Genomic DNA, 20575 nt, shown 5'->3' on the forward strand with positions numbered 1-20575 from the left:
CTTCATTTTGGAAAAGGCGTACATGATAATGGATATGGCCTGTTCCTGTCTATGCTGGAATATAAACTGGAGGAACGCGGAAAATATCTGATCAAAGTAAATCGTTATTTCGCATCCAGTAAGATATGCAGTGTATGCGGAAAGAAAAAAGCAGGATTGTCTTTATCTGAAAGGATGTATTACTGTGAATGTGGAAACAGAATGGATCGTGATGTAAATGCAGCAGTGAACCTCATGAATGAGGGAAAAAGAATCTTTGCAGAATGTGCATGACAGCACAATAAAAAGTCCGTATCTGGACTTATAAAAATCGCGGGGTACGCGAGGATAGCTTGTAGATACTTGGCTCAATAGAGCCATTGAGCAAGAAGCCCCCACTTCAAAATCTATGATTTAAGTGGTAGGAGCATATCACGATTCGATAGGAACCGTTATGACAGCACTGTGCGATTTCACGAAGAATTCGGATGCACTGCTCGATATTTAACGGATGATAGAATGTTGGTGGAATCTCTTCAAACAAACCTTCTTGCAGAAAACGGGTCATTCCATATTCTGTAAAATAGATAATAAATTTTCCATCATTGACTAGCTGTATATTATTGCTGAACAAAGCGTCTGCCATAGCTATAACAGAATCTGCCCCAGGAATGTCATAATTAAAAATATCTTTCAGCAAATCCAGACGTAAAAACGGGAGAATGCATGCTTCAGGCTGAGTAGAAATAATCAGATCGGCAGAAGCTCTTGTATTAGCAACAAATTGAAAAAGGGATGGCAGATCATCTGCAATAATCGGAAAAGTTTGAAAGGCAGGCTGACAAAGATCCCGATGCGAATGAAAAAGATTCCACAATGCCTGCAGAATATCCGGATCCTGGTATAGAATTCCCGTCTGGTAATCAGAAGAACATGTGATGGCAAATTCCGAGGTCAAAATCATATATGGCAGAGCAGAGAGATTCTGCAAATGTGAAATTTCATTTGTATAAAAACAATGAATATGATAATCCAGCTTATTCATATAAATCGGAAACAGATTTCGCAGGTAATAAAGTTCATAAAGCTCATGTGCGTCTGTAAACTGTGCGGTACGGTTCAGACTGAAAATATGATCGCTCTGTAATGAACCGGCAGGCTGGATCGTAGACAGCAGATGCAGCAGAAACGGATAGTCAGGTTGAAGGAAAAGAGCAATCTGTCCATTTGGTTTGGCTGCCTCTGATAATAAAATCTGGTGAACAGAAGAATCTATTGCCTGTCTGGAATTCAGCAGAAGACAGTTCTGGCTAGGAGAAAAATCCTCCTTTAAATCAGGCGCAGAAGTCGCCAGATTATAGGATGGCTGAGAGGATCTGTTTGGAAAATCAGACAAAAACTGGTAAAAAGTAACAGAAAATTCGTCCACAAATTGTGCCCCATCTTGTGATATGGTTGGAATTTTCTTGAAATTATTTATTATATTAATAATTTTGTGATTTTACATAAACGAGATATAAAAAAGAACAAAGAGAGGGAAAAAATATTTATGAAGGAGATGGAACGGAGTATGAAGATCAAAAACAAATTTAAAAACAGCTTTAAAAAACAAATTTGCAATATGCTATGATAAACTAAAAGTACCATAAAATAAGGAGGAGCAATGAGGATGAAAACCACAAAACAGACAGTGCTGAAAAAGAAAGCAAAACAGTTGTGCTGTATTTTGCTGGCGGCTATTTTGTGCATTGGAATGACAGTACCGGTCATGGCTGCGTCATCAAAGTATAATGCAGCAGTATCAAGCTACAAGAAGTACATGAGAGGCAAACGCGGCAGTTATAAGATTGTAGATGTCGATGGAAATGGAATCCCGGAACTGCTCATGCATAACAGTTCAGCAGGAATCAATGAAGTCCGAACCTACAATCCCAAAACAAGAAAAAATGTACGGGTAGGTTCTATCGGATATGGAAAGGGATACAACCTGCCGATCAAGTATTCCAGAAGCTGCCATACTGTAATGGTCTGCAATGCGAATACAGGTGGAAGTGAGTATTACATCTACAAGATTAAAGGCACCAAAGCTACGAGAGTAGTAAGGGCCGAACGTTTTAATGGTAAATTTAAGAGTGGATATGCGATCAATGGAAGGAAAGTAGGCTATTCTACTTATAATAGGACCATTAACAGATACATGAAGAATGCGAAGACAGTTCGTTCAAGCGGATATTGATGCGGCGCGATTATGAAAAAGGAAAAAGAAGAAGTATTTTAAAAGAAAAATATTATAAAGCAGGAAGATAAAATGTATTTTTTTAAGATGACGATATTGAAAATCTCTTTCAAAAATAAAAAACTATCCATAAAAAAACTGTCCACTAATTATGCCACATCTTGTAACACGGACAGGAATTTTCTAAAATAGATAAGATAGTACAAAATATTAGAGATTTTGTAAAAAAGGAGTAGTCATCTATGAATATATTTATAATATTACTGATTGCCGTAGTTATTATTATGGTAATATTTTATTTAATAAAGAGAGGCTGTGGTCGAAGAAAATTAATTACAAAGCGCATAAAGATAAAAAGAAAAGTAGTAAAGAGTAAAAATGTTGAATGGTATATTGCCGAATGCCAAAACGGAGAAAGATTGAAACTTAAGAATCCACGGGCATCAACATTGCTGATTTCAATAGGCGATATAGGCATTGTTTCATATAGAGGAAAAGTAATTCAATCATTTATGCGACAGTCGATATATGGCAAAGTGTCTGGATAAAGAGATTCTTATGTTTTTAAAATTGTTTGGCGGAGGCGCTTGACATACTGCAAAACAAGTGTTATATTACAAATAGAACAAAAAGATAAGGGCAGGGGATGCGGGAGTTTACGACCGCATCTTCTTTTCTATACAAATATAACCGGAGGTGGCAGTTATGGCTAAGAGAGATTATTATGAAGTTCTTGGAATCGGTAAGAATGCCGATGCGAAGGAAATCAAAAAAGCATACAGAAAACTTGCAAAGAAATATCATCCGGATATGAACCCGGGGGATAAGAATGCGGAACAGAAGTTTAAAGAGATCACAGAGGCATATAATATCTTAAGTGATGATGAGAAGAAGAAACTGTACGATCAGTATGGCTTCGCAGCCTTTGAGGAAGGTGCAGGTGCCGGCGGTGCTTATGGCGGAGGTCAGGGCTTTCATGGCCAGGGCGGTTTTGATGGCAGTGGTTTTGGTGGTTTTAACTTTCATCAGGATGGTAATGGCGGCTATCGTGAATACCATTTCGAAAATGGAAACATGGACGATATGGGAGATATTTTCGGAGACATTTTTGGAAATATGTTCCACGGTAAGGGCAGCAGTCAGAGCAGTGGCTTCGGAGGTCAGAGTTTCCACAGACAGAGCGGTTTTGGAGGTGGCTTCGGCGGGAGAAGTGCTCAGGCGAAAGGCAGTGATCTGCGGTCTGAAGTAAGTGTCAGCTTCGAGGAGGCAGCATTTGGCTGTGACAGAATGCTGAGACTGTCTGATCCATCCGGAAATGGTGCGGTTCAGACACTTAAGGTACATGTCCCGGCGGGCATCGAGGATGGCAAGAGCATCCGGCTGAAAGGAAAAGGAAATCCGGGATTCAATGGCGGTCCGGCAGGGGATCTTCTTCTGAAGGTCAATGTAACATCGAAACCTGGCTTTGAGCGTAAAGGAATGGATATTTACACAACAGCAAATATTCCATTTACAACAGCCGTATTTGGCGGTGAGGCGAAGGTGTCTACTCTGTACGGTGATGTAATCTGTAAGATTCCGGAGGGAACACAGTCCGGACGCAAGATCCGTTTGAGAGGTAAAGGTATTGTGTCTATGAAAGATTCCGCCATACATGGAGATCAGTACGTGACCGTACAGATTCAGGTACCGCAGAATTTAAGTCCTGAGGCAAAGGAGAAGCTGAGAGAATTCCAGCAGGTCTTGTGTAAGGATACACAGAGGAAGAGAGGAAGTGCAGCATAAAAGCACTTCCTCTTTTGCGTCCGAAGAAAACAAAAGAATTTCTTATTTTTATCTTATCTTTATGCAAAGAGATGGTGAATTTTTTGTAAAATCATTTATTTTGGGTATTTTGTGGATTGATTAAATCTTGTGAATGGGTATATTATTACCTACAGATAAATGAAACGAGAACTAAGTGACTGAAAATTATCTCCTGGCACAGGCCAGCGTTTTTGGAAAGGTGATATTTTGGATTATCTGAAGAAATCAAAACATTTATGGATGATTCCGTTGTATGGAGTTTTTTATATGTTGTCCTTTACGCTTGTAGAGAAAAGTGAAGCGAGGATACATATCATCCATTCCCTGGCAGATGACAGGATTCCATTCTGCCCGTATTTTATTATTCCATATGTGCTGTGGTATTTTTTCCTGATTGGCACAATCGCTTATTTTGCACTGTTCTGTTCGAGCAAGAAGGAATATTATCAGTATATTGGCACTCTGGCAGTGGGAATGACTCTTTTTATCCTTGTCTCCTACGTGTATCCGAACGGACAGAATCTTCGTCCGGATCTGAGCGGGGAGAGCGGAGTTTTTGTTTCGGCAGTGCGATATCTGTACAAAATAGATACACCGACGAATATTTTTCCAAGCATCCATGTATTTAACTCTGTGGCAAGCTGCATAGCACTTTTTCAGAATGAGCGATGCAGGAAAAACAGGCTGTTTACTGCAGCTCAGACGGTCCTGACAGTTTCGATTGTTCTGGCAACGATGTTTTTGAAACAGCACTGTGTCTCAGATGTAATGACTGCACTGATCCTGAATATTCTGTGTTATCAGCTTTTCTATCGTGTGATTCCGGCTCGACAAGAGAAACTGGCGGAGATTTTTACGCGTAAGGAAATCCTTACAGTACCGAATCTTCTGAGTTTTATCAGACTTGGGCTTGCAGTACTTTTCCTTGGTATCTGTGAGAGACATGGAATGAGAGGAAACAGGCCGGTTCTGACTATGATCATTATGGTAGCTGCAGCGACCGATTTTCTGGATGGAAGAATCGCGAGAGCCTTTCATCAGGTCAGCAAGATCGGCAGGATCCTTGATCCGCTGGCAGACAAGGCGATGCAGGCAGTGATGCTGGCGTGTCTGATGTCGCGTTATCCGCTGGTAAAGCTGGTTCTGATCCTGTTTGCGGTGAAGGAAACCTATATGCTTGTGATGGGCTGGAAGGTCATGATGGAGACAGAAGCGACAGGAGAAGCACAGTGGCATGGAAAGCTGAATACTGCGGTTTCTTATGTGGTTGTCATGGTTCTGACGGCGGGAGTGAGACTTCCGTACTCGACGGCAAACGTACTGATCGGAGCATGTGCGGTATGTATGGCAATGTCCTTTGCGATGTATGCATCTGAATTTCGTCAGATACTGGAGCGCAAAAATGGTCTGATGGGACCGAAGATTCGCAGAAATTCTGATGGCAGAGACTGGATATGATTTATAAATGATAAACGGGCAAATCCCTGGATATAACAAGGGGATCTGCCCGTTTTTTGGCTTTAAGAATGGTTTTCGATTTCGCGAAGCAGAGACTTTCGTTTTTCCTGGAACATCAGCTGCTCACTGTAATGAAAATAGGGTTCGCATCCGAAGATGCTGATAAACTGTACTGCTTTTGGATTATGACCGAGATCAGAAGTAAGGAAAAGCAGTTCCGGTCCATCCTCGAAGGCTTCGCTTGCAAAACGATAGCCATGCTCCAGCGCAAGCGAAGTGCGGGCGGCAGCGGTTTTGCGGCTGTCAACGGCGTCGCTTAAGGCATCCCGGAGAATATCAAGAACAGCGTCAGTGGATGCAGCCCGTTCTCTGCGTGTCTCGATCAGGCAGTTTTCCAGGATTTCTGTGATCTGATCGGCCTGATCGTATTCTTCAGATGAGATAAGATGATTTTCCGCTCTGACTTTCAGTGCCTGTTTTCGCTGTAAAATGATCTCATCCAGAGTCTCTCCTCGAAGCAGGGAAGTGCGGATCTGTTTCAGTGTTTCATGAAGTGTAGTTGTGAACTGGTCTTCTTTCTGGAATTTCTGGAAAAAACTGTTCCATCCATCAAGAAGGAGACCTGCGACAGAGATTTTTTCATCGGTGGAGGCCTGCTGCACGAGATTGCAGCGATTTTGGAATTCCTCTTCGGACAGGCGACCGGAGAGGAGCTGTGGAATCTGGTAATCCTGACGGTATTTTGCATAGAGTGCATAATAGCCGGCAAAGTCTCTGGCAGCTTCCGGTTCCTGGAGATACTGCAGGATCAGAGAGGCATCCGGCGAAAACCCAAGATCTTCATAGCCATATAGGATAGAAGACAGATCTTCCCAGCCTCGTGCTGTGACAAAATGTACGCCGGAAGCAGTATTTTCTACATGGTAGAATCTGTCGTTATGTAAACTTAAATAAGACAGAATTGCCGGATGGATCCCTTTTGCCCAGGCATATTCCTTCCATACGGCAAGATCCGGTTCCACATCGATCCGCTTTACACGGTCGAGAGTGACAATATCAAACTCTCTGGCTGATTTGTTGTATTCTATTGGATTTCCGGCGGCAACGATGATCCATCCCGCAGGAACAGGATGCGTACCGAAGGTTTTATTCTGAAGAAACTGGAGCATGGTAGGAACCAGGGTTTCTGAAACGCAGTTGATCTCATCGATAAACAGGATGCCTTCTTTACAGCTGGTTTTTTCTATGGTTTCATAGACGGAGGCAATGATTTCACTCATAGTGTATTCCGTGATGGAATATTCATGTCCCTGATAATTTCTTTTGACAATGACGGGAAGTCCTACGGCACTCTGGCGGGTGTGATGCGTGATGGTATAGGCGGTGAGGCCGATGCCGCATTCACGGGCAATCTGCTCCATGATGGCAGTTTTTCCGATTCCGGGAGGACCAATCAGAAGGACGGGACGCTGGCGGACGGAGGGCATGAGATACTGTCCGTGGGCATCCTTTCGGGTGTAGATCTGTATGGTATGCAGAATTTCTTCTTTGGCTTCTTTGATATTCATAACATGACCCTTTCAGCGGAGATTCAGGATTTTTCGGTATCAAGGTATAATCTTACAGCCCATGCGGGAACCTTCTGGTGCAGGGCTTTTTCTTTGTAAAAAACAAAAGCAGTCTCATAATCGGTGGGCTTTTCCGGGTAGATTCCGTCGCCGTCTGTGAAGTAGAGAAGACCTTTGAGGTTTTTCAGTTTCCTCTCGCTGCGAAGCTTTTCTATATAGTCAAAAACAGGTCGGAAATCGGTTCCGCTGCGTCCGTGGATTCTGAGATTTTTGAGATAATCCTTCCAGTCTTTTTCGCAGATAATGTGTGCCACGTCCTGTACAAAGCAGTCACATTGTATGATATAGAGGTTCATTTTGCAGAAAAAATTCTCCTGGTCACTGAGGATTCCATAGGTTTCTTCCATGAAACGTCGAACCGTGTCAGATGAGCAGGAACCGGAGGTATCGATCGCGATGACAAGTTCTTCCAGACGGGTCACCTCCTGATATTCCAGATATTCGATCAGGGGGATGTTTCCATAGTGTTCCAGTCCGTATATATAGGGAATATAGTCGAAACTCTGGGTGTCTGTATGGATTTCTTCCCGGTGGACGGCAAAGCGTCTGAGAAAACGATGAAAATCGTATTTACCTTTTTCTTCGACAGAAAGCTCCTCGGTTCGATTTCCGGGCGAACTGCCCCGGCCGCCATTTCCGTACAGACCCAGACTGGAGGCGCCTGACATGCCGGCGAGAGTCTTGTGGATTTTTTCCAGAAACTGATCCCGGTGGACATATTTCCAGAAAGCATGGTCATCCAGTGGGATGACTGGGTCTGATTCGGGAGCGGAGGCGGAAGAATCTGTCTGTTCGGAGATTTCTGACGCAGAAAATTCCTGATAGATTTTCATTGGATCCCATTCCTTTTTTTCATTATGTAAAATTCTTTGGACCGCAGTATCGCAGGCGAGGTTCCAGAGTACAGGATCTGCCGGTACATCCATGACAGGATGAAGGAACAGACAGTGATACAGCATATGCAGAAAAAACTCCTCCAGTTCCGTGGCGGAGTTCTGAAAGCTTCGTATCACAAAATCAGGATTAAAATAGATAATGCTGCCGTCTGTTCCGGCGGTCCGGGTATCCTCAGATTCCTGAAAGGAAAAATCCCACAGGAGTTTCCGGAAAAATGGATATTTTACAGAGAGCTGTTCGCGTGTCAGCTCCCAGATTTTCTGATAGAGAGAATGTTTATCAAAGGACTCCATATGATATCACCGGGCATGGGAGTCAATCCTGGATGACTGATTCCTGTGCTGTCTCCTTATTATTTTTTATAGAGAAAACTCCCTGTCATGAAAGCCGAAGGAGTCTTTTTTTAACCGGAGCAGAAAGGTAAGGATTTCTGTCTGACCGGAGACGGAAGCCTCCTGAATAAACTGTTCCAGTGTGGGGGCAGTCAGTGAAGCGAAGCTGCATAATCTCCGGATCCGTTCGAGGTCACCGCTGTGGATCAGTTCTGTCATGGCAGGACGAAATCTTGTCCGCAGATAACTCTGGTAACGGTTCTGCCAGTCAGGTTCGCTGACTTCTGCAAAACGTTTCAGGGCAATGGCAAGCTTCTGTTTCTCCTGCCCGGAAGATAGAAAAACCTGTTCATAATCCGTCATAAAATTCTCCTTGTCTGCGATAAATATAAGTTAAGTGTAACACTTTTGAGATGGTTGTCAATGATTGAGAAATAGAGTATAATCACGATAGAAAACAAGTTGCTGTGAACGGAGTGAACAGTAACAACTTAAGCCATTGCCTCGGTAAGTAAGTGGCGAACAAAAAAACGTATTTGGAGGTAACTATGGAGAATGTATTTATTATGGATCATCCTCTGATCCAGCACAAAATATCCATGCTTCGAAACAAAAACACAGGGACAAATGAATTTCGTAAGCTGATTGAGGAAATCGCGGTGCTAATGGGATATGAGGCACTGAGAGATCTTCCGCTGGAGGATGTAGAGGTTGAGACACCGATCGAAACCTGTATGTCACCTATGATCGCAGGTGAGAAGCTGGCGATCGTACCGGTACTTCGTGCAGGTCTTGGTATGGTGAATGGCATTACCACACTGGTTCCTTTTGCAAAGATCGGTCATATCGGGCTTTATAGAGATCCGGAGACCCATGAACCGCATGAATATTTCTGTAAGCTGCCGGATCGGATCGAACAGAGACAGATCATTGTGACGGATCCGATGCTCGCAACTGGAGGATCTGCGGTAGATGCTGTCAGAATGATCAAGCAGCATGGCGGCAAAAAAATCAAATGTATGTTTGTTATTGCAGCACCGGAAGGATTGGAGCGTCTTCACAGAGAACATCCGGATGTACAGATCTATGTGGGACATCTGGACCGTGAGCTGAATGATCACGCATATATCTGTCCGGGTCTTGGAGATGCCGGCGACCGTATTTTCGGTACTTTTTAGGCTGAGGTGTGAGAAATGACAAAGGAAGAACTGGCACTGGAAGTGATCGACAGACTTAAGAAAGAATATCCGGATGCAGGATGTACGCTGGACTATGACCAGGCATGGAAACTGCTTGTGAGTGTGAGACTGGCTGCCCAGTGTACGGATGCAAGAGTGAATGTGGTTGTGGAGGATCTTTATGCAAAGTATCCGGATGTGGCATCTCTGGCAAAGGCAGAACCGGAGGAGATTGAGGCGATCGTCCGTCCGTGTGGCCTTGGCAGGAGCAAAGCAAGGGACATCAGTGCATGCATGAGGATTCTTCACGAGAACTACAATGACAATATCCCGACAACCTTTGAGGAGCTTCTGAAGCTTCCGGGGGTGGGACGCAAAAGTGCGAATCTGATCATGGGGGATGTTTTTGGCAAGCCGGCAATTGTGACGGATACACATTGCATTCGTCTGTGTAACAGAATCGGTCTGGTTGACGGAATCAAGGATCCGAAGAAGGTGGAAATGGCGTTATGGAAGATTATTCCTCCGGAAGAGGGAAGTGACTTTTGCCATCGCCTTGTCTATCATGGGCGTGAAGTCTGTACGGCACGGACGAAGCCATATTGTGACAAATGTTGTCTGGAGGATATCTGCCAGAAAAATATTTGATATTAGAAGAAGCGCGGAAGTGCTTCATGAATACTTCAGGCTCCTCATATGACGAGGGGCCTGTTTTGAAAGTAAATACGACAGAATTTAAAGGAGGAATCTGGTGTGAAATACGCAATCATCGGGGCAGGAGGAACCGGAGGGACTCTTGGATTTTATCTTACAGAAGCAGGAAAGGATGTAACTCTGATCGCGAGAGGCTACCATCTTGAGGCGATGCAGAAACAGGGGCTTACCATGAGACAGCTCTGGGATGGAAAAGAAGAGACCATTCCTGTCAAAGCATGCCGGATGGAAGAATACACAGAGCAGCCGGACGTGATCCTGGTGTGTGTCAAGGGCTATTCCCTGACGGATCTGATCCCGGATATCCGCAGGATTGCCGGTCCGGAGACAGTAGTTCTTCCAATCCTGAATATTTATGGAACCGGCGGCAGATTACAGAAAGAATTTCCAGATCTCACCGTACCGGATGGATGCATCTATGTATCAGCGGCAATCGAGGAGCCGGGAGTGATCCTTCGCCATGGCAGGATCCTTCGGGTTGTTTTTGGTGCGCGGACTCCTTCTGAAGAAACCGAAAGCATGAGAGCGATTGCACGGGATATGTTATCCGAAAATCTGGAAGTGATTCTCTCACCGGATATCCGCAGAGATGCGATGGTGAAGTTTTCCTATGTATCACCGATCGGAACAGCAGGTTTATATTACAATGCCACGGCAGTTGATTTTCAGCAGGAAGGCGAGAAACGTGAGATGATCTGCGAACTGATGCGTGAAATCGTTAATTTGTCCCATGCAATGGGAATTGAATTTGAAGAAGACCTTGTGGAACGAAACCTCAAGATTCTTTCAAATCTCGCACCGGAATCCACAACATCCATGCAGAGAGATGTTATGGCCGGAAAGCAGTCTGAGATTGATGGACTTGTATATGAAGTCGTGCGCATGGGCAGAGAATATGGCGTGCCGATGTCGGAATATGAAAAAGCAGCTGTACAGTTTCAGAAACAGGGATTATAGTTATAAGAAAAGAGAAAAATTATGAGAAAGATGAAGCACATGGAGGATTCCCGCACGGAGAATACCTATCTCATCATGAATAAGCATATCAACGGTTACGGCAGACTTTTTGGCGGCGTTCTGATGCAGTGGATCGATGAGATGGCGGGGATCGTAGCGTACAGACATGCAGGGACGATCGTGACGACTGCCTGCGTGGATAATCTGAATTTTAAGGCAGGAGCCTATCTGGGAGATACCGTGGTTCTGATCGGGAAGCTGACTTATGTCGGCCGAACCTCCATGGAAGTACGGATCGATACCTATGTAGAAAGCCCTGACGGAACGCGTAAGGTCATCAACCGTGCCTATGAGGTTATGGTTGCATTGGATCAAAATGACAATAAGGTAGAAGTTCCCGGTCTGATCGTCGAGACAGAATCTGAAAAAGCCGAGTGGCTCGGAGCTCAGAAGCGCAATGCACTCCGAAAGGAAAGACGCATAGAAGGTTACTGATAGATCGTTACTTTGAACAGTTACATAAGATCATCAGCTCTGACAGAAAGGGAGAGGCATCCTATGGCAAAAAAAATCGGGATTATTTCAGACACGCATGGACTGTTAAGGCCGGAGATTCTGGAAATCCTCAAAACATGTGACTGCATTCTTCATGCGGGTGATGTGACCAGGCCGGAACTTCTTGATGAACTTCGCTGTCTTGCTTCTATTTATGTTGTACGGGGCAATAATGACGGAGAATGGGCGGCCGGGATCGCAAAGACCCTTCGTTTCAGGATTGAAGGAGTGGAGTTCTTTATGACACATAACAAAAAAGATGTGGCATGGGAGCTTGGCAGCACGCAGGTCGTGATTTTTGGTCATACCCATAGTTATTTTGAAAAAACGATCGATGGCAGACTATGGCTGAATCCGGGAAGCTGCGGAAGAAGCCGTTTCGGGCAGGACATCTCAATGGCAGTTATGACAGTCGAAAATGGCACATATCAGGTAGATAAAATTGTGTTCGCAGATAAATAGCAAACATATATTCGGAAATTTAAGTTCATCCCGTTTTATTGGACATTTAATATGAGATACTCTTTATATCGAAAAGATGTTCGGAAAATATGTTCAGAACAAATATTCGGAACTCTCGGACCATAATACGATATAAAGGGGATTTTACTATGATGAACACAGCAGAAACAGCAAAGAGACACTATGAGACAGAGAACAGAGAGAATCATACGGAGAGGAAGAAATTTTCCAATGCTATGGCGATGATACTCGGAATACTGGTAACGGTGGAGATCATGATCCTGGGTGCCATGGTCATGAAGATTGATGTGCATTCTGCTGACTGGATTGCGATGGCACTGGCTTTTGTGGTAGTATATTCCGGTGTAGTGGCAGCACTGACCGATAAATAAAAGCAGAATTAAAAGGATATTATATTACATGCCGAAATCATTTAACCAGAAACTCAAAATATTATACCTGATGGATGTATTGCTGGAGCGGACAGATGAGGAGCATCCCATAACTGCGAAGGACATGGCACAGTATCTCAGAGGGTACGGGATCAGTGTGGAGCGCAAGACGATCTACGATGATATCGAGGCACTGAGAATCTACGGACTTGATATCCGCAACCGCCGTGGGAAGGTTGGTGGATTTTATATAGCAAACCGTAAATTTCAGCTTCCGGAAGTGAAGTTTCTTATGGATGCAGTGCAGTCTTCGAGATTTGTAACACAGAAGAAATCCAGAGAACTGCTGCGCAAACTGGAGAGTCTTGTTGTCCCGGAAGCGGCCAAGAAGCTTCGGGAGCAGCTTTTTATCGAGCCAGGCAATAAGACAGTCAACGAGGAGATTTACAGCAATATCCAGACCATCTATGAGGGGATATCGAATAATCGGCAGATTCGGTTCCACTACTATGAATGGACTCTGTCCAGGGAGCTGAAGCCCAGGAAGAACGGTGAATGGTATCAGGTAAGCCCGTGGAAGATGATCTGGAAGAATGAGAATTATTATCTTCTCTGTCTGGATGAGAACAGTGGAGTGTTGAAGCATTACCGGGTGGATAAGATGATGCATGTGGAGGTCATTGAGAAACAGAAGAGAAACGGCGGTAATATTTTCAGAGATTTTGATCTTGGGAAATTTTCTTCCGGTACCTTTGGAATGTTCGGAGGCATGGAGAGAAGTGTGCGGATGGAGTTTGAGAATCAGTTTGTAGGGACTGTGCTGGATCATTTCGGACGGGATGTTATGCTGATCCCCAAGGATGAGAAGCATTTTTCCATGCAGGCACAGATCAAGGTTGGTACACAGTTTTTTGGCTGGCTTGCAGGACTTGGCAGCGGAGCTGTGATCGTATCACCGGATAATATCCGCAGGGAATATGTCGCATTTCTTAAAAAAACTCTTAGAAATTATGGAGAAAAATATGACGGTAAAATCTAAACTTTTAGGAATATTAGAACAGCAGAAAGGAGAAACTCTCTCTGGCGAGAAACTTGCTGAGGAACTTCACTGTACCAGAGCGGCCATCTGGAAGGCAGTGAAGGCTCTCAGGGAAGAAGGATATACAATAGAAGCAGGACAGAATAAGGGCTATATGCTGGTGAAGGACAGTCATCGTCTTTCCGTTGAGGCAATACGGCCTTTTTTAGTTTCACCAGAAGTTTATTTGAAGGTATATCGGGAAACAGATTCTACGAATCGTGCGGCGAAAGAAGCGGCAGTGACAGGAACTGCCGGTCATGGAGGCTGTGTGGTAGCAGGAAAGCAGACTGCAGGGCGGGGAAGGAGAGGCAGAAGCTTTTATTCTCCGGAGGAGGCAGGGCTGTATCTGAGTGTGATCCTTAAACCACAGGGAAGTTTAAGGGAGAGCCTTCTTCTCACCGCAGAGGCAGCTGTGGCGGTCTACAAGGCGGTTCTCAGGGTAACGGGAATCTCTCTTGATATTAAATGGGTCAACGATCTTTATTATCATGATAGGAAGGTCTGTGGCATTCTGACAGAGGCTGTCACAGATTTTGAGAGTGGGGAGATTGATTTTGCAGTGGTGGGGATCGGTCTGAACCTGTATGAAGCAGCTGAGGGATATCCATCTGAACTAAAGGGGATTGCAGGAGCACTTTATAAGGACAGGGAGGCAGCAGCAGAACTGGACCGCAACCGGCTGGCAGCAGAGATCATCAATTCTCTGCTTGAAGAGACCAGGGAACTACGGCTTCCGCCTGAATATATACAGCAAAATCTTGTCCCCGGAAGAGAGGTCCGGATCGTGGACGGGCAGGAAATACGTGAGGCGAAGGCCCTGGAAATCTGTCCGGATGGAAGGCTCAGAGTACAGGAAGCAGACGGCTCATTTTCGGTCTTATCTTATGGAGAAATATCACTTATAATATGAAGTTATATTTAATATAATTATGCAAAATGTATAAAATACGAAAAACTTCTTGTACAAAACAGTTAGAATGGATATTGACTTTTTTTTGACAAAGCGTAAAATAAAGGCATCAAATGACAGACCGGTATGACCAATATGTTGGTTCGGTCGGAGAAAAGGAGGGAGAAAGACGGGGAATTTATCAGCCACATTGGCAGAAGAGCTTGAGAGCAAGACATTGTTTACGATACCAGTGTTCGGCGGAATACCGATTGCAGAGAGCGTCGCGGTTACCTGGGTCATTATGGCCGTTCTGGTAATACTTTCTCTGATACTGGTTCGAAACCTTAAAGTCGAGAATCCAGGCAAAAAACAGCTTCTTCTGGAATCAGGAGTAAGTTTCCTCCAGGATTTCTTTGTGGGAATTCTGGGAGAAGAGGGAAAACGGTATGTCCCTTATCTGATGTCAACCGTAATTTTCATTGGAATAGCCAATATAGCAGGTGTGTTTGGGTTTACACCACCGACGAAGGACATGAATGTTACCATAGCATTGTCGCTTATGAGCATTATTCTGATTGAATATGCAGGATTTCATAAGAGAGGACTTAAGGGATTCCTTAAGAGCTTTGCAGAGCCTGTGCCAATCATGCTTCCAATCAATATTCTGGAGCTTGCGATCAGACCAACATCTCTGTGTATGCGATTATTTGGTAATGTCCTGGGAAGCTTTGTTGTAATGAAATTGCTTGAATTTATATGTCCGGCAATTCTTCCCATACCGTTCAGTCTGTATTTTGATTTCTTTGACGGATTCATACAGGCTTATGTATTTGTATTTTTAACATCCTTGTTCATCAAGGAAGCAATCGAGTAAGGCAAAAGAAAATTTGATATCTATTCAGGAGGAAAAAAGTATGTCAACATTAGTAGCAATCGGAGCAGCTATCGCAGTTCTTACAGGTATTGGAGCAGGTATTGGTATTGGTATCGCAACTTCCAAGGCAGTTGAAGCTATCGCAAGACAGCCGGAAGCAGAGAGCAAGATCAGTAAGAACCTGCTGTTAGGTTGTGCCCTTGCCGAGGCAACAGCTATTTACGGTTTCGTAATCGGACTTCTGATCATCATCATGCTGGGCTAATGATAAAGAACCGAAAAATACAGAGAGGCAGGTGGACCAGGTGATAAAAATTGACATCAACCTTGTCTTTACGATCATCAACCTGTTAGTTCTTTATTTATTGATGAAGAAGTTTTTATTCGGACCGATCATCAAAGTGATGGACGTAAGAAAGGCTATGATCGATCAGCAGTTTGCAGGAGCAAAGGAGCAGGAGGATCAGGCGAAGGCACTTAAGGAACAGTATGAGGGTGCGTTGAAATCCGCCAGAGAAGAATCCTTCCAGATTATGGAGCAGGCCAGAAAAGAAGCCAAAGCACAGGCAGACAAAACTGTGGAAGATACACAGGCAAAGGTATCTGCAATGCTTGCCAAAGCGCAGGAGGACATCAACACAGAGCGCGAGAATGCTATGCGTCAGATGAAAGATGATGTTGCCTCTCTTGCTATGGAAGCTGCCGGTAAAATTATTGGTAAAAACAGTGGAGCAGACCAGGATTTATCCTTGTATGACCAATTTATAGAAAAAGCAGGTGATCCAGATGACAGTGACCGCCGTTAATTATGCAAAAACTCTGTATGACCTTTCTGTTTCCAGAAAGGTCATACAGAATACAAAAGAAATATTCCGGGAGGTTCCTGAACTCGCACAGAGTCTGAAGAACCCATTGGTACCATTTGAGATCAAGGAAAAAGTGATCGACAGAGTGATCCCTGAGGAAATGAAGAGTTTCATCAAGGTCGTCTGCAAGCATCACAGAATTGATCTGATCGAGGAAATTTTTGAAGATTACGAAGAACTGTGCCGACAGCATGAGAAGACCATACACGCAGTCATGCGTTATGTAACAGCACCGAAGGATGCACAGCTTGATGGTATCAGAGCATTTTTATGCCGGGAATTTGGGGCGCAGAAAGCCGAAATAGAAATGATAGAAGATAAAAGCCTGATCGGAGGATTTGTCCTTCTGGCGGGCGGAAGCGAATATGACTGGAGCCTGCGGGGACGTTACCGCAAGCTGGAACAGAAATTGACCCGGAGGTGAACACGTTGAGTGCAATCAATCCAGATGAGATTATTTCCATTCTGAAAGAAGAAATAGAGAATTATGATGAAATCAGCCAGAACCAGGAAGTAGGAACGGTCATTTCCGTAGGAGATGGAATTGCAACTGTTTATGGAATTGATCACGCTATGTATGGCGAGGTTGTAGTATTTGAAAATGGACTCAAGGGAATGGTTCAGGATATCCGTACAAACAGCATGGGATGTATTCTGTTTGGTAAGGATACCGGAATCAAGGAGGGAACCAAAGTAACCAGAACTGGTAAACAGGCAGGTATACCTGTAGGTGATGGTTTCGTTGGACGAATCGTTAATGCTCTTGGAGCCCCGATTGACGGAAAAGGTGATATCAAAGAACAGGATTATCGCCCGGTAGAGAATCCGGCACCTGGAATTATTGACCGTAAATCCGTAAATGTACCGCTGGAAACAGGAATCCTTTCACTTGATTCCATGTTCCCAATCGGACGAGGACAGCGAGAACTTATCATTGGTGACAGACAGACCGGTAAGACTTCCCTTGCAATCGATACCATCCTGAACCAGAAGGGTAAGGATGTGATCTGTATTTATGTGGCAATCGGTCAGAAGGCATCTACGGTAGCCAAAGTTGTATCCAACCTTGAGAAATATGGAGCTATGGAATATACAACCGTATTTTCTTCAACTGCAAGTGACTGTGCACCGCTTCAGTATATCGCTCCTTATGCGGGAACCGCTCTTGCTGAGTACTTTATGTACAAAGGAAAAGATGTCCTTATTGTTTATGATGATTTAAGTAAGCATGCAGTTGCATATCGTGCACTGTCACTGCTTCTGGAGCGTTCTCCGGGACGTGAGGCATATCCTGGTGACGTATTCTATCTTCATTCAAGACTTCTGGAGCGTTCCAGCCGTCTGAGTGACAAACTGGGCGGAGGTTCTATCACAGCACTTCCAATCATCGAGACACAGGCGGGTGATGTATCTGCCTATATTCCTACCAACGTAATTTCCATTACAGACGGACAGATTTTCCTCGAGAGTGATCTGTTTTTCTCAGGTATGAGACCGGCTGTCAATGTAGGTCTTTCTGTATCCCGAGTAGGTGGTGCAGCACAGACCAAGGCAATGAAGAAAGCATCCGGAAGTATCCGTATCGATCTGGCACAGTATCGTGAGATGGAAGTCTTTACTCAGTTCAGTTCTGATCTGGATGATGCTACCAAGGCACAGCTTGCCTACGGTGGATGTCTGATGGAACTTCTGAAACAGCCGCTGTGTAATCCACTTTCTCTCCACCAGCAGGTTATCACACTGTGGACAGCGACTCACAAAAAGCTGGTTCATGTGGATAAGAAGCATTTGAAGAAATATCAGATGGATATGCTTGAATATTTTGATAATGTATATCCTGAAATCGGCAAAGAGATTGATGAGAAGAAAGTCTTAAGCGATGAACTTGGAGAGAAGATCCTTCAGGCTGCAGATGAGTTTAAGGATCGCGCAGCCGCAAAATAATAAGCAGATATTGCATAGGAGGAACTTATGGCAAATGCAAGAGAAATAAAAAGCAGGATAAGCAGTGTCCAGGACACAATGAAGATTACCAATGCCATGTATATGATTTCCTCTTCCAAGATGAAAAAAGCCAAGAAGATACTGTCTGATACAGAGCCTTACTTCTATAATATGCAGGGTGCGATCGCCAGAATCCTTCGTCATATTCCGGATATCCAGCATCCGTTCTTCAGCGTGCGTCATCTGATCCCGCAGGAAGAGCGTAAGATAGCAACCATAGTGATAACTGGTGACAAGGGTATGGCAGGTGCTTATAACCATAATATTACCAGAATGACAGAAGAATTTATAGCATCTACACCTGGATATCATAAGCTGTATGTTCTTGGTATGGTCGGTCGTCAGTATTTTGGCAAGAAAGATGTGGACATGGATGGAAGCTTCCGCTATACCGTACAGAAGCCGACCATGCATCGTGCAAGATTGATCAGTGAGGAAGTTGTAAGAAGCTTTCTGGAAAGAGAAGTGGATGAGGTGCATATCATCTATACACAGATGCAGAATGCAGTTGTGATGGAGCCAGTAAATATGCAGCTTCTTCCTTTAAAGAAAACGAACTTTTCGCCACTTGAGGTTCCGGTGAGCGTTCATCAGGAGGAGATAGAGATGTTTCCTTCGGCAGACGGCGTACTGGACATTATGATCCCTAATTACCTGACAGGTGTGATCTACGGCTGTCTTGTAGAAGCATATGCAAGTGAGAACAATGCGAGAATGACAGCCATGCAGTCTTCTACAGACAGTGCAAAGAAAATGCTTCAGGATCTTTCGATTCAGTATAACCGTGCACGTCAGGCAGCAATCACACAGGAGATCACAGAAGTTTGCAGTGGTGCGAAGGCCCAGAAAAGGAAGGGACGATAATGAGTAAAGGTAAGATTGTACAGGTCATGGGACCTGTTGTAGATGTTGTTTTTGAGAATGGCGATCTTCCGGATATCAAGGACGCCCTTGAAGTCGAAAACAATGGTAAGAAATGCGTTATGGAAGTTTCTCAGCATCTGGGAAATGATGTGGTTCGCTGCATTATGCTGAGCGCCAGTGAGGGACTTCAGAGAGACAGAGAAGTAGTTGCCACAGGAAGTGGAATCAAGGTTCCGGTAGGAGACTGCACTCTTGGAAGACTTTTTAATGTTCTTGGAGAGACAGTTGACGGTGGAGAAGCTCTGGATGATGCAGAGCATTGGGTGATCCACAGGGATCCGCCAAGCTTCGAAGATCAGAAACCGGCCGTAGAGATCCTGGAGACAGGTATCAAGGTCATCGACCTTCTTGCTCCTTATGCAAAGGGTGGTAAGATTGGTCTGTTCGGTGGTGCCGGCGTTGGTAAAACCGTTCTGATCCAGGAACTTATCCAGAATATCGCTACAGAGCATGGCGGATATTCTATTTTTACAGGTGTTGGAGAACGTTCCCGTGAAGGTAACGACCTCTGGTCAGAAATGAAGGAATCCGGTGTTCTTGAGAAAACAGCCTTAGTGTTCGGACAGATGAATGAGCCACCGGGATCCCGTATGCGTGTTGCGGAAACAGGTCTTACAATGGCTGAATATTTCCGTGATACAGAGCACAGAGATGTACTTTTGTTTATTGATAATATTTTCCGTTTTGTACAGGCCGGTTCTGAGGTATCTGCACTTCTCGGACGTATGCCGTCTGCCGTAGGTTATCAACCTACACTGGCAACGGAGATGGGTGAACTTCAGGAGCGTATCGCTTCTACAACTTCTGGTTCTGTAACTTCTGTACAGGCCGTATATGTACCTGCCGATGACCTGACTGATCCGGCTCCGGCAACAACGTTTGCACATCTGGATGCGACTACCGTACTTTCCCGTAAGATCGTAGAGCAGGGTATTTATCCGGCTGTTGATCCGCTGGAATCTACTTCCCGTATTCTGGAAGCTGATGTAGTCGGCGAGGAGCATTATGAAGTTGCACGTAGAGTACAGGAAATCCTTCAGAAATACAAAGAACTCCAGGATATCATTGCAATCCTTGGTATGGAAGAGCTTTCTGATGAGGATAAGAATACGGTATTCCGTGCAAGAAAGATTCAGAAATTCCTGTCCCAGCCATTCCATGTAGCTGAGAACTTTACAGGTATTCCTGGTAAATATGTTCCGCTCAAAGAAACGATTCGTGGATTCAAGATGATCATTGATGGTGAGATGGATCAGTATCCGGAAAATGCGTTCTTCAATGTAGGAACCATTGACGAAGTAATCGAAAAAGCCAAAACTTTATCAGAAGAATAAGGGGTG

24 protein-coding genes are annotated in these 20575 nt (G+C 44.3%); 20 read left to right on the plus strand and 4 right to left on the minus strand.

Annotated features, from left to right (window positions below; all coding sequences use genetic code 11):
• Nucleotides 1-273: zinc ribbon domain-containing protein (locus GT674_RS04325; RefSeq protein WP_161284601.1), on the plus strand; the 273-nt coding region annotated here is incomplete at its 5' end.
• Between the two features lie 106 nt (nucleotides 274-379).
• On the opposite strand, the gene GT674_RS04330 is transcribed toward GT674_RS04325, so the two are convergent.
• The gene (locus tag GT674_RS04330; RefSeq protein WP_161284602.1) at nucleotides 380-1408 is read right to left on the minus strand and encodes a hypothetical protein; all 1029 of its coding nucleotides are present in this window, start codon (nucleotides 1406-1408) and stop codon (nucleotides 380-382) included.
• Between the two features lie 240 nt (nucleotides 1409-1648).
• Between GT674_RS04330 and GT674_RS04335 the strand changes: the two genes are divergently transcribed.
• The 4 genes from GT674_RS04335 to GT674_RS04350 all read left to right on the plus strand — a co-directional run bounded on the left by GT674_RS04335 (nucleotide 1649) and on the right by GT674_RS04350 (nucleotide 5479).
• Complete coding sequence (locus GT674_RS04335; RefSeq protein ID WP_161284603.1) at nucleotides 1649-2215, plus strand: hypothetical protein; 567 nt, start codon at nucleotides 1649-1651, stop codon at nucleotides 2213-2215.
• Nucleotides 2216-2457: 242 nt separating this feature from the next.
• On the plus strand, nucleotides 2458-2763 hold the full coding sequence (locus GT674_RS04340) for a hypothetical protein (RefSeq protein ID WP_161284604.1): 306 nt from the start codon (nucleotides 2458-2460) through the stop codon (nucleotides 2761-2763).
• Nucleotides 2764-2920: 157 nt separating this feature from the next.
• Nucleotides 2921-4000: a DnaJ C-terminal domain-containing protein gene (locus GT674_RS04345; RefSeq protein ID WP_161284605.1), complete on the plus strand. Its 1080-nt coding sequence runs from the start codon at nucleotides 2921-2923 to the stop codon at nucleotides 3998-4000.
• 288 nt (nucleotides 4001-4288) lie between these two features.
• Complete coding sequence (locus tag GT674_RS04350; RefSeq protein ID WP_161284606.1) at nucleotides 4289-5479, plus strand: CDP-alcohol phosphatidyltransferase family protein; 1191 nt, start codon at nucleotides 4289-4291, stop codon at nucleotides 5477-5479.
• A 62-nt stretch (nucleotides 5480-5541) separates the two neighbouring features.
• Here GT674_RS04350 and GT674_RS04355 read toward each other — a convergent pair whose 3' ends face one another.
• The 3 genes from GT674_RS04355 to GT674_RS04365 form a co-directional block, all read right to left on the minus strand.
• A complete protein-coding gene (locus tag GT674_RS04355) occupies nucleotides 5542-7047 on the minus strand; it encodes an ATP-binding protein (RefSeq protein ID WP_161284607.1) in 1506 nt (501 codons plus the stop codon).
• A gap of 23 nt (nucleotides 7048-7070) precedes the next feature.
• Nucleotides 7071-8297, minus strand: coding sequence for a vWA domain-containing protein (locus GT674_RS04360; RefSeq protein ID WP_161284608.1), 1227 nt, complete (start codon nucleotides 8295-8297; stop codon nucleotides 7071-7073).
• 66 nt (nucleotides 8298-8363) lie between these two features.
• Nucleotides 8364-8699, minus strand: coding sequence for a hypothetical protein (locus tag GT674_RS04365; RefSeq protein WP_161284609.1), 336 nt, complete (start codon nucleotides 8697-8699; stop codon nucleotides 8364-8366).
• A 185-nt stretch (nucleotides 8700-8884) separates the two neighbouring features.
• Here GT674_RS04365 and upp point away from each other — a divergent pair, with 185 nt between their 5' ends.
• The 15 genes from upp to atpD all read left to right on the plus strand — a co-directional run bounded on the left by upp (nucleotide 8885) and on the right by atpD (nucleotide 20569).
• The gene (upp, locus tag GT674_RS04370; protein WP_161284610.1) at nucleotides 8885-9514 is read left to right on the plus strand and encodes a uracil phosphoribosyltransferase; all 630 of its coding nucleotides are present in this window, start codon (nucleotides 8885-8887) and stop codon (nucleotides 9512-9514) included.
• 15 nt (nucleotides 9515-9529) lie between these two features.
• The gene (locus tag GT674_RS04375) at nucleotides 9530-10162 is read left to right on the plus strand and encodes an endonuclease III domain-containing protein (protein WP_161284611.1); all 633 of its coding nucleotides are present in this window, start codon (nucleotides 9530-9532) and stop codon (nucleotides 10160-10162) included.
• A 105-nt stretch (nucleotides 10163-10267) separates the two neighbouring features.
• Nucleotides 10268-11185, plus strand: coding sequence for a ketopantoate reductase family protein (locus GT674_RS04380; protein ID WP_161284612.1), 918 nt, complete (start codon nucleotides 10268-10270; stop codon nucleotides 11183-11185).
• 21 nt (nucleotides 11186-11206) lie between these two features.
• Nucleotides 11207-11680, plus strand: a complete 474-nt coding sequence (locus tag GT674_RS04385; protein WP_161284613.1) for an acyl-CoA thioesterase — start codon at nucleotides 11207-11209, stop codon at nucleotides 11678-11680.
• A gap of 63 nt (nucleotides 11681-11743) precedes the next feature.
• Nucleotides 11744-12202, plus strand: coding sequence for a metallophosphoesterase family protein (locus tag GT674_RS04390; RefSeq protein WP_161284614.1), 459 nt, complete (start codon nucleotides 11744-11746; stop codon nucleotides 12200-12202).
• Nucleotides 12203-12351: 149 nt separating this feature from the next.
• The gene (locus GT674_RS04395) at nucleotides 12352-12594 is read left to right on the plus strand and encodes a hypothetical protein (RefSeq protein WP_161284615.1); all 243 of its coding nucleotides are present in this window, start codon (nucleotides 12352-12354) and stop codon (nucleotides 12592-12594) included.
• A 28-nt stretch (nucleotides 12595-12622) separates the two neighbouring features.
• Complete coding sequence (locus tag GT674_RS04400) at nucleotides 12623-13633, plus strand: helix-turn-helix transcriptional regulator (protein WP_161284616.1); 1011 nt, start codon at nucleotides 12623-12625, stop codon at nucleotides 13631-13633.
• On the plus strand, nucleotides 13617-14585 hold the full coding sequence (locus GT674_RS04405; RefSeq protein ID WP_161284617.1) for a biotin--[acetyl-CoA-carboxylase] ligase: 969 nt from the start codon (nucleotides 13617-13619) through the stop codon (nucleotides 14583-14585). The genes GT674_RS04400 and GT674_RS04405 overlap by 17 nt, the downstream gene beginning before the upstream one ends.
• A gap of 190 nt (nucleotides 14586-14775) precedes the next feature.
• Nucleotides 14776-15441, plus strand: a complete 666-nt coding sequence (locus GT674_RS04410) for a F0F1 ATP synthase subunit A (protein ID WP_022213956.1) — start codon at nucleotides 14776-14778, stop codon at nucleotides 15439-15441.
• A 40-nt stretch (nucleotides 15442-15481) separates the two neighbouring features.
• Nucleotides 15482-15706 (plus strand): ATP synthase F0 subunit C, encoded by a 225-nt coding sequence (atpE, locus tag GT674_RS04415; RefSeq protein ID WP_015540752.1) that lies wholly within the window; start codon nucleotides 15482-15484, stop codon nucleotides 15704-15706.
• 40 nt (nucleotides 15707-15746) lie between these two features.
• Complete coding sequence (gene atpF / locus GT674_RS04420; protein ID WP_022213957.1) at nucleotides 15747-16247, plus strand: F0F1 ATP synthase subunit B; 501 nt, start codon at nucleotides 15747-15749, stop codon at nucleotides 16245-16247.
• Entirely contained in the window at nucleotides 16228-16731 is a 504-nt protein-coding gene (gene atpH / locus GT674_RS04425; protein WP_161284618.1) for an ATP synthase F1 subunit delta, read from the plus strand. Before atpF ends, atpH begins: the two co-directional genes overlap by 20 nt.
• A gap of 5 nt (nucleotides 16732-16736) precedes the next feature.
• Nucleotides 16737-18251: a F0F1 ATP synthase subunit alpha gene (atpA, locus tag GT674_RS04430; RefSeq protein ID WP_173902431.1), complete on the plus strand. Its 1515-nt coding sequence runs from the start codon at nucleotides 16737-16739 to the stop codon at nucleotides 18249-18251.
• 27 nt (nucleotides 18252-18278) lie between these two features.
• Nucleotides 18279-19175, plus strand: a complete 897-nt coding sequence (atpG, locus tag GT674_RS04435) for an ATP synthase F1 subunit gamma (RefSeq protein ID WP_161284620.1) — start codon at nucleotides 18279-18281, stop codon at nucleotides 19173-19175.
• Nucleotides 19175-20569: a F0F1 ATP synthase subunit beta gene (gene atpD / locus GT674_RS04440; RefSeq protein ID WP_161284621.1), complete on the plus strand. Its 1395-nt coding sequence runs from the start codon at nucleotides 19175-19177 to the stop codon at nucleotides 20567-20569. The genes atpG and atpD overlap by 1 nt, the downstream gene beginning before the upstream one ends.
• Nucleotides 20570-20575: the final 6 nt, after the last annotated feature.

Source organism: Blautia sp. BIOML-A1 (assembly GCF_009883055.1).
In the GTDB taxonomy this organism is placed as follows: domain Bacteria; phylum Bacillota; class Clostridia; order Lachnospirales; family Lachnospiraceae; genus Blautia_A.

What these genes read in the sequence shown, in the direction of transcription:
- GT674_RS04390 (WP_161284614.1), top strand. Translation starts at nt 11,744, where the DNA reads ATGGCAAAAAAAATCGGGATTATTTCAGACACGCATGGACTGTTAAGG.
- atpG (WP_161284620.1), top strand. Translation starts at nt 18,279, where the DNA reads ATGGCAAATGCAAGAGAAATAAAAAGCAGGATAAGCAGTGTCCAGGAC.
- atpE (WP_015540752.1), top strand. Translation starts at nt 15,482, where the DNA reads ATGTCAACATTAGTAGCAATCGGAGCAGCTATCGCAGTTCTTACAGGT.
- atpH (WP_161284618.1), top strand. Translation starts at nt 16,228, where the DNA reads ATGACAGTGACCGCCGTTAATTATGCAAAAACTCTGTATGACCTTTCT.
- GT674_RS04385 (WP_161284613.1), top strand. Translation starts at nt 11,207, where the DNA reads ATGAGAAAGATGAAGCACATGGAGGATTCCCGCACGGAGAATACCTAT.
- GT674_RS04395 (WP_161284615.1), top strand. Translation starts at nt 12,352, where the DNA reads ATGATGAACACAGCAGAAACAGCAAAGAGACACTATGAGACAGAGAAC.
- GT674_RS04350 (WP_161284606.1), top strand. Translation starts at nt 4,289, where the DNA reads ATGTTGTCCTTTACGCTTGTAGAGAAAAGTGAAGCGAGGATACATATC.
- GT674_RS04345 (WP_161284605.1), top strand. Translation starts at nt 2,921, where the DNA reads ATGGCTAAGAGAGATTATTATGAAGTTCTTGGAATCGGTAAGAATGCC.
- upp (WP_161284610.1), top strand. Translation starts at nt 8,885, where the DNA reads ATGGAGAATGTATTTATTATGGATCATCCTCTGATCCAGCACAAAATA.
- GT674_RS04355 (WP_161284607.1), bottom strand. Translation starts at nt 7,047, where the DNA reads ATGAATATCAAAGAAGCCAAAGAAGAAATTCTGCATACCATACAGATC.
- GT674_RS04405 (WP_161284617.1), top strand. Translation starts at nt 13,617, where the DNA reads ATGACGGTAAAATCTAAACTTTTAGGAATATTAGAACAGCAGAAAGGA.
- GT674_RS04375 (WP_161284611.1), top strand. Translation starts at nt 9,530, where the DNA reads ATGACAAAGGAAGAACTGGCACTGGAAGTGATCGACAGACTTAAGAAA.
- GT674_RS04400 (WP_161284616.1), top strand. Translation starts at nt 12,623, where the DNA reads ATGCCGAAATCATTTAACCAGAAACTCAAAATATTATACCTGATGGAT.
- GT674_RS04360 (WP_161284608.1), bottom strand. Translation starts at nt 8,297, where the DNA reads ATGGAGTCCTTTGATAAACATTCTCTCTATCAGAAAATCTGGGAGCTG.
- atpD (WP_161284621.1), top strand. Translation starts at nt 19,175, where the DNA reads ATGAGTAAAGGTAAGATTGTACAGGTCATGGGACCTGTTGTAGATGTT.
- GT674_RS04365 (WP_161284609.1), bottom strand. Translation starts at nt 8,699, where the DNA reads ATGACGGATTATGAACAGGTTTTTCTATCTTCCGGGCAGGAGAAACAG.
- GT674_RS04340 (WP_161284604.1), top strand. Translation starts at nt 2,458, where the DNA reads ATGAATATATTTATAATATTACTGATTGCCGTAGTTATTATTATGGTA.
- GT674_RS04335 (WP_161284603.1), top strand. Translation starts at nt 1,649, where the DNA reads ATGAAAACCACAAAACAGACAGTGCTGAAAAAGAAAGCAAAACAGTTG.